13 protein-coding genes and 1 other annotated feature are annotated in these 13,077 nt (G+C 44.6%); of the genes, 8 read left to right on the top strand and 5 right to left on the bottom strand.

The window, feature by feature from the left end; genetic code table 11:
• Complete coding sequence (gene uvrY, locus FKN16_RS14445) at positions 1-645, bottom strand: UvrY/SirA/GacA family response regulator transcription factor (RefSeq protein WP_005386783.1); 645 nt, start codon at positions 643-645, stop codon at positions 1-3.
• A gap of 427 nt (positions 646-1,072) precedes the next feature.
• Between uvrY and FKN16_RS14440 the strand changes: the two genes are divergently transcribed.
• Complete coding sequence (locus tag FKN16_RS14440) at positions 1,073-3,436, top strand: DNA polymerase II (RefSeq protein ID WP_170902991.1); 2,364 nt, start codon at positions 1,073-1,075, stop codon at positions 3,434-3,436.
• Here FKN16_RS14440 and FKN16_RS14435 read toward each other — a convergent pair.
• On the bottom strand, positions 3,433-4,200 hold the full coding sequence (locus FKN16_RS14435) for a nucleotidyltransferase domain-containing protein (RefSeq protein ID WP_114323234.1): 768 nt from the start codon (positions 4,198-4,200) through the stop codon (positions 3,433-3,435). The genes FKN16_RS14440 and FKN16_RS14435 overlap by 4 nt on opposite strands.
• A gap of 194 nt (positions 4,201-4,394) precedes the next feature.
• On the opposite strand from FKN16_RS14435, the gene yeiP reads away from it, so the two are divergent.
• Positions 4,395-4,961 (top strand): elongation factor P-like protein YeiP, encoded by a 567-nt coding sequence (gene yeiP / locus FKN16_RS14430; RefSeq protein ID WP_005376801.1) that lies wholly within the window; start codon positions 4,395-4,397, stop codon positions 4,959-4,961.
• A 2-nt stretch (positions 4,962-4,963) separates the two neighbouring features.
• Positions 4,964-5,284 carry an HI1450 family dsDNA-mimic protein gene (locus FKN16_RS14425; protein ID WP_005376800.1) on the top strand — a complete coding sequence of 107 codons (321 nt, stop codon included), beginning with the start codon at positions 4,964-4,966 and terminating at the stop codon, positions 5,282-5,284.
• Positions 5,285-5,470: 186 nt separating this feature from the next.
• Here FKN16_RS14425 and rluB read toward each other — a convergent pair whose 3' ends face one another.
• Positions 5,471-6,409: a 23S rRNA pseudouridine(2605) synthase RluB gene (rluB, locus tag FKN16_RS14420; protein ID WP_005376798.1), complete on the bottom strand. Its 939-nt coding sequence runs from the start codon at positions 6,407-6,409 to the stop codon at positions 5,471-5,473.
• A gap of 547 nt (positions 6,410-6,956) precedes the next feature.
• Between rluB and FKN16_RS14415 the strand changes: the two genes are divergently transcribed.
• A complete protein-coding gene (locus FKN16_RS14415; protein ID WP_047009985.1) occupies positions 6,957-7,667 on the top strand; it encodes a calcium-binding protein in 711 nt (236 codons plus the stop codon).
• A gap of 102 nt (positions 7,668-7,769) precedes the next feature.
• On the opposite strand, the gene FKN16_RS14410 is transcribed toward FKN16_RS14415, so the two are convergent.
• A complete protein-coding gene (locus FKN16_RS14410; protein ID WP_005376791.1) occupies positions 7,770-8,390 on the bottom strand; it encodes an L-threonylcarbamoyladenylate synthase in 621 nt (206 codons plus the stop codon).
• 185 nt (positions 8,391-8,575) lie between these two features.
• Positions 8,576-9,433 (bottom strand): PHP domain-containing protein, encoded by an 858-nt coding sequence (locus FKN16_RS14405; RefSeq protein ID WP_170902990.1) that lies wholly within the window; start codon positions 9,431-9,433, stop codon positions 8,576-8,578.
• Between the two features lie 95 nt (positions 9,434-9,528).
• On the opposite strand from FKN16_RS14405, the gene FKN16_RS14400 reads away from it, so the two are divergent.
• From FKN16_RS14400 to trpD, 4 genes are all read left to right on the top strand, one after another.
• Positions 9,529-9,654 carry a trp operon leader peptide gene (locus FKN16_RS14400; RefSeq protein WP_005394819.1) on the top strand — a complete coding sequence of 42 codons (126 nt, stop codon included), beginning with the start codon at positions 9,529-9,531 and terminating at the stop codon, positions 9,652-9,654.
• Positions 9,601-9,704, top strand: a sequence feature (Trp leader region). It overlaps the preceding gene by 54 nt.
• A 126-nt stretch (positions 9,705-9,830) precedes the next feature.
• The gene (locus tag FKN16_RS14395; protein ID WP_170902989.1) at positions 9,831-11,408 is read left to right on the top strand and encodes an anthranilate synthase component 1; all 1,578 of its coding nucleotides are present in this window, start codon (positions 9,831-9,833) and stop codon (positions 11,406-11,408) included.
• Between the two features lie 5 nt (positions 11,409-11,413).
• Positions 11,414-12,022 carry an aminodeoxychorismate/anthranilate synthase component II gene (locus tag FKN16_RS14390; RefSeq protein ID WP_046874475.1) on the top strand — a complete coding sequence of 203 codons (609 nt, stop codon included), beginning with the start codon at positions 11,414-11,416 and terminating at the stop codon, positions 12,020-12,022.
• A gap of 37 nt (positions 12,023-12,059) precedes the next feature.
• A complete protein-coding gene (gene trpD / locus FKN16_RS14385) occupies positions 12,060-13,070 on the top strand; it encodes an anthranilate phosphoribosyltransferase (RefSeq protein WP_152811983.1) in 1,011 nt (336 codons plus the stop codon).
• Positions 13,071-13,077 lie beyond the last annotated feature (7 nt).

Here is a 13,077-nt window from a genome sequence, read left to right as displayed (position 1 = left end):
CTAAAGGGTCTCGGTGTCCAGCATTCCGTGGCGAATCGCTAAGTGAGTTAACTCAACGTCACCATTAATGTCCAATTTACTAAAGAGTCGGTAGCGATAGCTGTTGACTGTCTTTGGACTTAAATTAAGTTGCTCAGAAATATCCGTTACCTTTTGGCCTTTGGTGATCATAAGCATGATCTGCAATTCACGTTCGGATAAGTCTTTAAAAGGGTTCTCAGAGGCTGGAGAAAATTGACTCAATGCCATCTGCTGCGCAATCTCTGGTGAGATGTAACGCTGCCCACTATTAACTACACGAATCGCATTCACCATTTCATCAGGGCCAGCACCTTTGGTTAAATAACCAGACGCACCTGCCTGCATCACCTTGGTTGGAAACGGGTTTTCTGTATGAACGGTAAGTACGATGATTTTCACATCAGGATTCACGCGAAGAATTTTTTTAGTGGCTTCCAAGCCACCAATTCCTGGCATGTTCATGTCCATTAAAACGACGTCAGCATGATTACTGCGACACCATTTTACTGCATCTTCACCGCTGTCAGCTTCTCCTGCTACGTTCATTCCACGGACGTCTTCAATAATACGTCGTATCCCTGTGCGAACCAGCTCGTGATCATCTACAAGGAAAACATTTATCAAACTTGTATCTCCACACTTTGTATTGGTTCTGCACCCACATAACCATTATTTGTTAAATGTGGATATCAGTATGACTGCCTATATACTAACGTAATCGACAAAAAATTGCTTTCTATGAATATGTGCTGAAACGCAAACTTTAGCAAGAACTTATTCATAAACCACTCTATTATTTTAGAGCGTGATGAGCAGAACCGAAATCTAAGAAAAGACAATTAACAACATTAAGTACAATAAATCAAGTAACTAGGTTTCATATTGCCCAGAGAAACACGCTATAACTTAAAATGACACTGTCCCTCTTGCACCAGAGGCTAACTTGTAATCACTAATTCCAGCAAAAATTTGAACCGTTTTCTTTACTGGTTATTTTTACAGTTCTTAATGTTAAACTAGCGTTCTTCAAGTTTTCTAAGGTTTCTCACATTTGAATATCCAACAAGGCTTTCTGCTTACTCGACAGGCACGAGACATCAAAGGTCAAACTCAAATCGAGCTGTGGCTTTCGACAGAAGCAGGTCCTACTCAGTTAATTATTAATGGTGAGAAGCCAGTATTTTTCATCGCTCAGAAACACTCAGAGCAAGCAAAAACACTCGCGCGAGAAAAAAACATACCCGTCGACATCCGCCTTTTGGATCTCAAAACGTTTGAACATACGCCTCTTTCTGCATGCTATACCAACGTAACCAGAGACGCTCTCACACTTAAAGACACGTTCGCTCAAAATGATATCACCACTTACGAAAGTGATATTCGCCTCGCCGATCGCTACCTCATGGAGCGTTTTATTAAAGGCAGTATTGAGTTTACAGGCAATGTGACTCGTACCAATGGCTACCAACTCGTCCAGAACGCAAAATGCCGTACGGGGCAATATGAGCCTAAGTTAAACGTTGTCTCGTTAGATCTAGAATGCTCTGAGAAAGGCATTCTTTACTCCATCGGATTAGACAGCTTCATGGATTCCCGCGTTATCATGATCGGAGAATCAGAACCTTCGGATACACCGATACAATGGGTCCAGGATGAAAAGGGGCTTCTAGAAGCACTCATCGATTGGTTTAAACAATTCGACCCCGATATCATTGTCGGTTGGAATGTCATTGATTTTGACTTTCGTCTGCTACACAAACGAGCAGAATGGCACAACATGAAACTCATGCTTGGCAGAGCAGACCAAGCCAGCTTTTTCAGAAGTTCATCTCAAAGCCAACAAGGGTTTATTTCCATTCCCGGGCGAGTTGTGATGGATGGTATCGATACGTTAAAAACGGCGACTTATCACTTTCGGTCTTGGTCATTAGAGTCTGTATCTCAAGAACTCTTGGGGGAAGGTAAAGAAATCCACAACGTTCATGACCGTATGGATGAGATCAATCGTATGTACCGCTCCGACAAACCATCGCTGGCTAAATATAACTTACAAGACTGCGTGTTGGTGAACAAGATTTTCAATCACACTCACCTGCTTGACTTTGCAATAGAGCGTTCTCGGCTCACTGGTGTAGAACTGGATCGTGTAGGCGGTTCGGTTGCAGCATTCACAAACCTATACATGCCTCAGATACACCGAGCAGGCTACGTTGCCCCAAACCTACACCCTGAAAATTGGATTGCGAGCCCCGGCGGTTACGTAATGGACTCCATCCCTAACCTATATGATTCCGTTTTAGTATTGGATTTTAAGAGTCTATATCCATCGATTATTCGCTCTTTCTTGATTGATCCTATGGGTTTAGTTGAGGGGTTATTGCTCGATATTGGAAAAGAAGAAAATCAGGCTGTACCTGGCTTTCGCGGTGGGCAATTCCATCGTACGAAACACTTTTTGCCAGAAATGATTGAAAAGCTTTGGGCGGCACGTGATGTCGCGAAAAAGAACAATGAAAAAGCTTTTTCTCAGGCAATCAAAATCATCATGAACTCCTTTTATGGCGTACTGGGCTCATCGGGATGTCGTTTCTTTGATACTCGATTAGCTTCTAGTATTACCATGCGCGGACATGAGATCATGAAGCAAACTAAAGTGCTGATTGAGGAACAAGGCTATCAAGTGATTTACGGCGATACGGATTCCACATTTGTGTCGTTGAATCGACCATACAGTCAAGTAGAAGCCGACGCTGTTGGAAATCAATTAGTTGATTACATCAACTCTTGGTGGCAAGAACACCTGCGTTCTGAGTACAACCTAACATCTATGTTGGAAATCGAGTATGAAACCCATTATCGCAGATTCCTTATGCCAACGATTCGTGGCGCAGAAACTGGCTCGAAAAAGCGCTATGCGGGTTTAATCGGTGAAGGAGAGCAAGAACGGATTGTATTTAAAGGGTTAGAAAGTGCCCGTACTGATTGGACCTCGTTAGCACAGAAATTTCAAAATACACTCTATAGCATGATTTTCCATGGTGAAGATCCAAGCGACTATGTCCGAGAGATGGTTGAGAAAACTAACAACGGTGAATTTGATGAACAGTTGGTGTATCAAAAGCGACTGCGCAGAAAACTGCATGAGTATCAGAAGAACGTCCCGCCACAAGTGCGTGCAGCTCGTTTAGCGGATGAGATAAATGCCAAGCTTGGACGCCCATTACAGTATCAAAACAAAGGACGAATTGAATACATTATAACCGTGAACGGTCCTGAACCTTATGAGTACCTCAATAGCCCGATTGATTATCAACATTACATTGATAAACAACTCAAACCCGTTGCAGATGCGATTCTCCCTTTCATTGGGACGGATTTTGACAGGCTTTCAGCACCACAAATGGGGTTGTTTTAACCGATACGAAACTCTGTTTTCTGGTACTGTTTGACTAACCAATCACCAAACGCATCAATTAGCCCGATAACAGAACGCTTGGGAATACCCCGGCCAGAAAGTAAAATTTCTAGCCGCTCGATCTCAAGCTGCTTTTCAGGATGATAAGTTAAGAATACCTTGCCACATTGTATAGGGTCATCAAACCAACGTTTATCTCGATACATCACCAAAGAGTATGACGCTCTTAGTAACTTTTTAGCAATCACGCGCTGGGCGGCCACCTGCTCTTCTATCGTCTTCGCTTGTACGATTTTTTTGCGATACACCGTAATCCAATCTTCCACATCCATATTCCAGTGCTTAGCAATTTCCCAACTTGGGACGTAATCACCAAAACAGTCTGCTAGATCATCACCATAAACACAGACACAGCAATGCTTAAGCATAAAGCCCCAAGTGAAAATACTATCTAAATTAGCTACTTCGCTCACTAAGGCTGTACGGACCGATACACCATTAACTTGAGGGTAACTCTGCTGCGCACGCCACTTAATTGTGTTGAGCAAAGTCGCGCGATTGTGCTCAAAGGATGATTGAGTAACGACAACCAGGTCTAAGTTCGACCTCCCAACGATCGCTGTTTTGCGAGCAACACTACCGTATACATAAACGCTGTGCAAGTTTTGCCCCAGTCCACCTTTGAGACAAGCGGTGACTTCCCTAATTAAAGGCGCAAACTCTGGTTGAAATGGTTGTTTAGGATCGATAACAGGCAGAGACATGACTTAAAACGTGTTCTCAGATGGTTCAAGAAGTTGGACTATATGTTCTCTTAGCCGACTCACTGAATCAAGTCCATTCAGGTGTTTAGTCATGGGAGTAACAACAAATTTCTGCAATGAATTTTAATGCTAGGCGGCTAACTTAGCGCTATAATCACCGAGTTTTGCTTAATAAGTATGAATAGGAATATACAATGCCAAAGGCAAGTGAAATCAAAAAAGGCTTCGCAATCGAGTCTAATGGTAAAACTCTTCTAGTTAAAGACATCGAAGTAACGACTCCTGGCGGTCGTGGCGGCGCTAAAATCTACAAAATGCGTTGTACAGATCTAAACACGGGCGCACGTGTAGATGAGCGTTACAAGTCTGATGACGTTGTTGAAACGGTAGAAATGAACAAACGTGCAGTTGTGTACTCATACGCTGACGGCGATGAGCACATCTTCATGGATAACGAAGACTACTCACAATACACATTCAAGCACAATGAAGTTGAAGACGACATGCTGTTCATCAACGAAGATACACAAGGTATCCACATTATCCTTGTTAACGGTGCTGCTGTGGGTATTGAACTACCATCTTCTGTTGAGCTAGTGATTGAAGAAACTGACCCCTCAATCAAAGGTGCTTCTGCATCTGCTCGTACTAAACCAGCACGCTTCGCTTCAGGTCTTGTCATCCAGGTTCCTGAGTACATAGCAACTGGTGACCGTGTTATCATTAACACAGCTGAACGTAAATACATGAGCCGAGCATAAGCATGTCTGATTTGATTTCTTACGACGACGTCATCGACGCAGCGTACGACATTTTCCTTGAGATGGCTCCAGATAACCTAGAGCCTGCTGACGTGATTCTGTTTACTGCGCAATTTGAAGATCGTGGTGCCGCAGAACTTGTTGAAACTGGTGATGACTGGGTTGAACATGTTGGCTTCGAGATCGACAAAGAAGTATATGCAGAGGTTCGTATCGGCCTAGTAAATGAGGAAAATGACGTTCTTGATGACGTATTTGCTCGTATGCTAATCAGCCGAGACCCAGAACATAAGTTCTGCCATATGCTTTGGAAACGCGATTAACGTTTCTTCATCATGAACAAAAATACCAGCCTAGTGCTGGTATTTTTTATCTGTTGTTTTTGTTTAGCTGAGATATTTGTTTATCCAAAGTCCCCTGCTCTATATCGGCTTTAGATCCTTTTGTTATGTAACAGATAAGAAAAAGGCTTGCTGAATTGGCAAGCCTTTCTGATGTTTTGCTATCGATTAACGATGCTTGTTACGTGCGCCTTGGTCACCAGCAGTCTTCTTCGGCTTACGACGAGAAGGGTTGTTGCTGCGGCCTTTTGGCGTGTTAACACGCTCTTCATGGCGCTTAACTGCGCGACGAATTTTTTGGCTGCGTGCACGCTCACGTTTGCGTGACGTGTTGTCTTTGTTCAGATCAAGCATGGTTTCTTTCTCTGGACGAAGCTCTACAAGCTCACGCAAGTAGTTTACTTCTTTCAGGTCAAGCTCCATCCAACCGCCACGAGGCAGTTTCTTGTCTAAGAAGATGTCGCCGTAACGAACACGTTTCAGACGACTAACGGTACACTCTTGCGATTCCCATAGTCGACGAACTTCGCGGTTACGACCTTCGTTGATAACAACGTAAAACGTGTGGTTCATGCCTTCACCACCCGCGTAAACAACATCTTCAAAGCGAGCTAAACCGTCTTCCAGTTCAACACCTTTTACTAGATTACGAACTTTCTGTTCAGTTACTTCACCGAACACACGTACTAGGTATTCACGTTCAACTTGGCGGCTTGGGTGCATTAAGCGGTTCGCCAGTTCACCATCCGTTGTGAAAAGCAGAAGACCAGAAGTGTTCGCATCCAGACGACCAACTGAAATCCAACGAGAGCCACGAATCTTTGGCAGACGATCAAAAACAGTACGACGACCTTCTGGATCGTGACGAGTACACAGTTCACCTTCAGGTTTGTAGTACGCAAGTACACGACAAATCACTTCTTCTTGAATCTTTGCAGAGACAATGTGACCATCGATACGAACTACGCTGCTCTCGTCTTCAAGTCTTTCACCAAGCTTAGCGACTACACCGTTCACGCTAACGCGACCAGATTTAATTAACGATTCAATCTCACGACGAGAACCGTGACCAGCACGTGCTAATACTTTTTGTAACTTTTCGCTCATTTATCTACCTATGTGTCGTCTTCACAGACGTCTAGACCAGGATTGGTCTGTATTTTGCTAATTACCCATTTCAGTGGGATTTTTCGGTCCGACATTATACGTAACTTTCTCAGTTAATGTAAGCTAAATCGGCGCCATTCTCCACACCAAAAATTCACTTTAAAACATCGAAAATATTTACTCTATTCTGCAACTTTTTTCCTACTTAATGCTGATATTGCCCAGCGAGAATCCCACTAATATCGGTCTTCCCGAGCCACTTTAACCGTGCAGTACCTGATAAAATTGTCAGGGTTACAACGATAACCACTTGGGGTGTGTTTACTGTTCGTGTTGCTTTAAAAACAACGAAGAATAAACAGTCCCAGTTTGCTGCTAAGTAATACCAATCATCGTGGATAAATGAGCACTCATAGCAAGACAAGAAGCATCGGTAAGTCACTATTTACTATTAAAAATGACACTAACGTTATCGTGTATTTTAACTAGCTAGATTGGCTCTACATTTTCGGCGATTGGCATAAATCAGACAAAAAGGAATAGAACAATGTCTATGCTAAATCTAGACCTAAATTGGATTTTTGGGACATCTCAAGATGACAATATGACCGGTACAAAAGGGTCTGAAACAACCGATATTTTCTTCGGCTTCTGTGGTGATGATAAGTTCGTAGGATACGGAGGAAATGATGTTGTCTTCGGGGGCTGGGGAGACGATACCTTGCTCGGTGGCCGAGGGAACGACTTTGTTTCTGGCGGCTTTGGCAACGACTTCCTATCGGGCGGATTAGGAAATGACAAGCTCTTTGGTGGTTGTGGCGATGATACAATTTTTGATTACTCAGGCAACAACTACTTGAGTGGGGGTTGGGGTAACGACACGCTCGTCGTTGGCGATGGTGAATCAGTACTGAGCGGCGGCTGTGGAGACGACACTTTCGTGCTTACAAACCGCCTGGCTATTGGTGTACCGGATCAACCTGTATCCTCCAACGATATTGATATTAAAGCCGATATTGTCGATTTTAATATTTTTCATGACAAACTTGTCTTCGATATGGGCAGAGACACCGACAATGATGGCATTCGCGATACGTTCTTAGATTCAGCGGATGATCTTACTTTATCTTACAACGAGTGTGGTTGGGCAGTATTCTCTAGTGATGAATACAATGTTGAAGTGACACTAAACGGCGTGAGCTCTGCATACATCAACTATGCTGAACAAAATGGTATCGACATTTTCGATTTCGCTTAATCTCAAACAGTTAAGTTCAATGAGATATTCGATATGACAACTAAAATAGGAGGCGCGATGCCTCCTATTTTGTTTGACGGTGGTGTACGTCTATTAGTCGAATTATTCGAATGGTGCCGGGTCACCTGATCCCAAACGCACCACAACAGGTTCACCTTCGCTAAAGTCAATGACGGTCGTAGGTTGTTCACCTAAGTAACCACCATTAAGAATCACATCAACCGCATGTTCTAGTTTATCGCGAATATCTTCCGGATCAGACTCTGTTACGTCACTGCCAGGTAGGATCAACGACGTAGACATCATCGGTTCACCTAATGCTTCCAACAAGTCCAAGGCAATTTGATTGTCTGGAACACGGATACCGATGGTCTTACGTTTCGCGTTCATCAAACGACGCGGCACTTCTTTCGTGCCTTTGAAGATGAAGGTGTAAGGACCTGGTGTGTTGTTTTTCAGTAGTCGGAATGCAGAGTTATCCACTCGCGCATATAGAGAAAGCTCCGACAAATCACGACACAATAAAGTAAAGTTATGCTTATCATCCAGACGACGGATCTGACAGATTCGTTCCAGTGCCTGTTTGTTCTCCAACTGACAGCCAAGTGCGTACCCTGAATCGGTAGGGTACACCACAACGCCGCCGTTACGAATGATTGCTACTGCTTGATTAATCAAGCGAGCCTGTGGGTTTTCTGGGTGAACGTAAAAAAACTGGCTCATTGTAATTCCTCATTATCGAGCCTCTCGGCTCTATATTCTTATGTGGAGCTTGAATGCCGCCTTGTTGTGCTTTATCAAGTGACTTCAAGATTCAAAGTGTTGTTCAGTTCCAACGACAAGGAAAGCCACATTAATACCCTATATACACTTTCCAGTTATTTGATGCTGAAACCCACGCTTTGAGGTTACTTTGATATATCCAACGAAGGATCAATACCCCAATCTTTCCAAACTGGTTCGACGCCTGCGGGCAACCAAAGGTTCCTTCCTAGCTCCATCCAAGGGGATGGGTAGTGAAAATCACTGCCTTGAGACGCTAATAGTTTGTATTGTATAGCATAATCAGCCAAGTTGCGCCTTTCTTGTTGCGCTTGCTGCGGCTGTGCAACTTCCATCGCATCACCGTTTGCTTCTACAAACGCTGCTAGAAGACGCTTAATCCACTTCGCTGTCAACTTATATCTTCCAGGATGCGCCAATACCGCCATCCCACCAGCCGCATGGATAGCATCAACCGCATCTTTCATCGAGCACCAATTCGGTGGTACATAACCTGGGTTATTACGCGTTAGGTATTTTTTAAACACCATTTGCATGGTTTTTACGTAACCATTATCCACCAACCATTTCGCGAAGTGCGCTCTCGTAACAGGCGCATCACCGGCGATCTGCCTTACCTCTTCGAGCACGCCTTCCCGAGTTGCTTTTTGTAGTCGCTCTGCAATCAACTCTGACCTTGTTATGCGATGCTGCTTCTGCTGCTCGATGAGGGCGGATAATTGTTCATTTTCCGGATCGATATTCAAGCCGACAATATGAATGTCTTTGTTTTGCCAGACAGTCGATATCTCAATGCCGTTGATAATTTTGATCGGTAAATTATTGTCTTGAACGTGTTGCTTGGCTAACGCCAAACCGTCAACCGTATCGTGATCAGTGATCGCCAAAACCTCGATATCAAAACTCAGCGCCCTTTCCACTAAATCTTTAGGCTCTAACCGACCGTCCGATGCAGTGGTGTGACTATGTAAATCAATTCTCATATTTTTATCGTTTTAATGCTGTTTTGGGGTTGACTTTTTACTCTCGCACTAGTTAACTAGTACACAAATACAAAGTACGTAATTTAAGGTTCACCATGTTACAAGAATTTAACCAAAACCAAAAAGCGAAAGTTGCGGTTTGTCTTAATAAGACAAACTCATCAGATCTTGCTTGGTGGCGCACTTGGACTAGTTCTTGGTGGGCAAACGTATACTTCTAGTTTATAGAACCAAACGTTGTAAAGCCCGCTACTTAAGCGGGCTTTTTTGTTTTGTTGCTCATTTCACATTCAACTGCCTAAACATTAATCGAATATGGCTAACTCTAGATTGGGAGAACGTTTGCTTTATGCGACTATGTACGGCAGGAAGATTTAGACAGCTACAAGGAGGTCTTGTGAATAAGGCCATAGAAATCAAGAAACTTGGATGCCTAGAAGTATTAAAGACTTCGGTTCCTTACACTCAAGACCCAACACGTTTGTTCCATACCATTTGTGAGAACAAAAGAGATAGCTTACTGCTCGAATCCGCTGAAATTGATTCGAAACAGAATCTAAAATCACTTTTAATCGTCGATTCAGCGGTGCGCATCGTTTGTTACGGCCACACTGTAAACATGCAGGCGTTAACCAACAACGGTAAAAAACTACTTTCTCACCTAAACCAGAACATCCGTGGTAACGTTGAGAGTAAGTTCGATGGCGAAACGCTAACTTTAGAATTTGATCAGCCATGCGACACGTTAGATGAAGATTCTCGCCTACGTGAAGCTTCTTCTTTTGATGCGCTACGTTTAGTGCAACATAGCTTCGATATTTCACAGCAAGACAAACACGCTATTTTCCTTGGCGGTCTGTTTGCCTACGACTTAGTCGCAAACTTCGAGCCGCTTGGTAATGCAGAAGCAACAAACCAGTGCCCAGATTACGTTTTCTATGTAGCGGAAACATTGCTTGTTGTCGACCATCAAACGGAGTCTTGCCAGCTTCAAGCTACATTGTTTGTTGACGGTTCAGAAAAACTAGCGCTAGAGACTCGCATCGCAGAAATCAGTGCTCAATGTGCGGCGCCAAAGTTACTTCCAAGTGCAGAGAAAATCGCCGACGTAACGGTAGAACCTAGCGTATCTGATGATGACTTCTGCCAAATCGTTCGCGACTTAAAAGAGTTCGTAGTGAAAGGCGATGTATTCCAAGTCGTACCATCTCGCCGATTCACTCTACCTTGCCCCTCTCCACTCGCTGCTTACAAAGAACTGAAACAAAGTAACCCAAGCCCTTACATGTTCTACATGCAAGATGAGCTGTTCACTTTGTTTGGCGCATCACCAGAAAGCGCGCTTAAGTACGAAACCGACACCAACCAAATTGAAATCTACCCAATTGCAGGCACACGTCGCCGTGGTAAACGCCCGAATGGAGAGATCGATTTCGACCTAGATAGCCGCATCGAACTTGAACTGCGCACCGACATGAAAGAAAACGCAGAACACATGATGTTGGTTGACTTAGCACGTAACGACGTCGCTCGTATTGCTCAAGCTGGCACTCGCCACGTAGCAGACCTACTAAAAGTCGACCGCTACAGCCACGTAATGCACTTAGTATCTCGTGTGGTTGGTCAACTGCGTGAAGACCTAGACGCCCTGCACGCATACCAAGCTTGTATGAACATGGGCACGCTCACTGGCGCACCAAAGATTCGTGCAATGCAGTTGATTCGCGATGTAGAAGGCGCACGACGCGGTAGCTACGGCGGTGCTGTGGGTTACCTTACCGGCGAAGGTACACTCGACACATGTATCGTAATTCGCTCAGCTTACGTTGAGAACGGCATTGCTCAAGTTCAAGCAGGCGCAGGCGTTGTGTTCGACTCTGACCCACAAGCGGAAGCAGACGAAACGCGCGGTAAAGCACAAGCGGTAATCTCTGCTATTCAAGCAGCGCATTCTCAACCTACGAACAAGGAGTAGCAGACATGGCGAACATCGTATTCATCGATAACTTTGACTCGTTCACCTACAACCTTGTGGATCAATTCCGCTCGCTAGGTCACTCAGTCAAGATTTACCGAAACAACATCCCAGCAGAAACCATCGAACAAGCGGTAAACGAGCTTGAAAACCCAGTGGTTCTGCTATCGCCAGGCCCTGGTGCACCGTCAGAGGCAGGCTCAATGCCAGAACTTATCCTACGCATGAAAGGCAAAGTTCCGATGATCGGTATTTGTCTTGGTCACCAAGCGATTGTTGAAGCGTACGGCGGCACCGTCGCTGGCGCGGGTGAAATCATTCACGGTAAGGTCTCTATGATGGAGCACCAAAACCATGCGATTTACCAAAACCTACCATCACCACTTGCGATTGCACGCTACCACTCGCTGGTTGCGACCAAGATTCCTGAGAGTCTAACCATCACGGCAGAAGTGGATGACTTGGTGATGTCTGTTGTACATGAAGAAGATAAAGTTTGCGGGTTCCAGTTCCACCCGGAATCTATTATGACGACCTACGGAGCGACACTGTTGGCCAATGCCATTGAATGGGCACTTGAAGAACAAACTTCAGCGAACCCACTCACTGCTTAAAAAGCACTTGGCACATAAGAAATTTAGGAGAGGAAATATGGAAGCAATCATCAACCCTATTATTACCAAACTGTACGAGCAAGAATCGCTTACTCAGGAAGAGAGCCAACAGCTATTCGACATCATTATCCGTGGAGAACTAGACCCAATTTTAATGGCGTCAGCACTGACTGCACTAAAAATCAAAGGCGAGACACCGGATGAAATTGCGGGTGCGGCAAAAGCACTGCTGGCAAACGCAAACCCATTTCCTCGCCCAGATTACGATTTCGCAGATATCGTAGGTACCGGCGGTGACGGCCACAACACCATCAATATCTCAACCACTGCGGCGTTTGTTGCTGCAGCATGTGGTCTAAAAGTAGCAAAACACGGCAACCGCAGCGTTTCAAGCAAATCGGGGTCTTCTGACCTTCTTGATTCATTTGGTATCAACCTAGCTATGAGCGCAGAAGATACACGCAAAGCGGTCGACGATATCGGTGTTGCTTTCCTATTTGCACCTCAATACCACGGTGGTGTGCGTCATGCGATGCCAGTGCGTCAAACCATGAAAACACGCACCATCTTTAACATTCTTGGCCCACTGATTAACCCTGCTCGTCCTAACATCGAATTGATGGGCGTTTATAGTGAAAAACTGGTTCGTCCTATCGCAGAAACCATGCTACAAATGGGTATGAAGCGCGCCGCTGTAGTACACGGCAGTGGCTTGGATGAAGTGGCGATTCACGGTGAAACAACCGTTGCCGAAATCAAAGACGGTAAGATCACAGAATACAAACTAACGCCTGCAGACTTCGGTTTAGATGCACACCCGCTAGAAGCGATCAAAGGCGGTGATCCTGAAGAAAACAAAGCGATTATTACCAATATCCTGACGGGTAAAGGTACAGACGCACAATTGGGTGCAGTGGCGGTGAACGTTGCTCTGCTAATGCGTCTATTCGGCCACGAAGATTTAAAAGCCAACACGCAACAAGCGATTGAGGCAATGAATTCAGGCAAGGCGTACCAATTGGTACAACAACTTGCCGCACACGCTTAAGGAATTG

The organism is Vibrio sp. 11-4(1) (assembly GCF_013048625.1).
Classification (GTDB): domain Bacteria; phylum Pseudomonadota; class Gammaproteobacteria; order Enterobacterales; family Vibrionaceae; genus Vibrio; species Vibrio diabolicus.
The sequence above is the reverse complement of the archived record's forward strand: the minus strand, read 5'-3'. Positions and strand labels throughout refer to the sequence as shown.

Excerpts from the sequence above, each read along its gene's own strand:
- FKN16_RS14435 (WP_114323234.1), bottom strand. The coding sequence starts at position 4,200 with ATGTCTCTGCCTGTTATCGATCCTAAACAACCATTTCAACCAGAGTTT.
- yeiP (WP_005376801.1), top strand. The coding sequence starts at position 4,395 with ATGCCAAAGGCAAGTGAAATCAAAAAAGGCTTCGCAATCGAGTCTAAT.
- FKN16_RS14425 (WP_005376800.1), top strand. The coding sequence starts at position 4,964 with ATGTCTGATTTGATTTCTTACGACGACGTCATCGACGCAGCGTACGAC.
- rluB (WP_005376798.1), bottom strand. The coding sequence starts at position 6,409 with ATGAGCGAAAAGTTACAAAAAGTATTAGCACGTGCTGGTCACGGTTCT.
- FKN16_RS14415 (WP_047009985.1), top strand. The coding sequence starts at position 6,957 with ATGTCTATGCTAAATCTAGACCTAAATTGGATTTTTGGGACATCTCAA.
- FKN16_RS14410 (WP_005376791.1), bottom strand. The coding sequence starts at position 8,390 with ATGAGCCAGTTTTTTTACGTTCACCCAGAAAACCCACAGGCTCGCTTG.
- FKN16_RS14405 (WP_170902990.1), bottom strand. The coding sequence starts at position 9,433 with ATGAGAATTGATTTACATAGTCACACCACTGCATCGGACGGTCGGTTA.
- FKN16_RS14400 (WP_005394819.1), top strand. The coding sequence starts at position 9,529 with ATGTTACAAGAATTTAACCAAAACCAAAAAGCGAAAGTTGCGGTTTGT.
- FKN16_RS14390 (WP_046874475.1), top strand. The coding sequence starts at position 11,414 with ATGGCGAACATCGTATTCATCGATAACTTTGACTCGTTCACCTACAAC.
- trpD (WP_152811983.1), top strand. The coding sequence starts at position 12,060 with ATGGAAGCAATCATCAACCCTATTATTACCAAACTGTACGAGCAAGAA.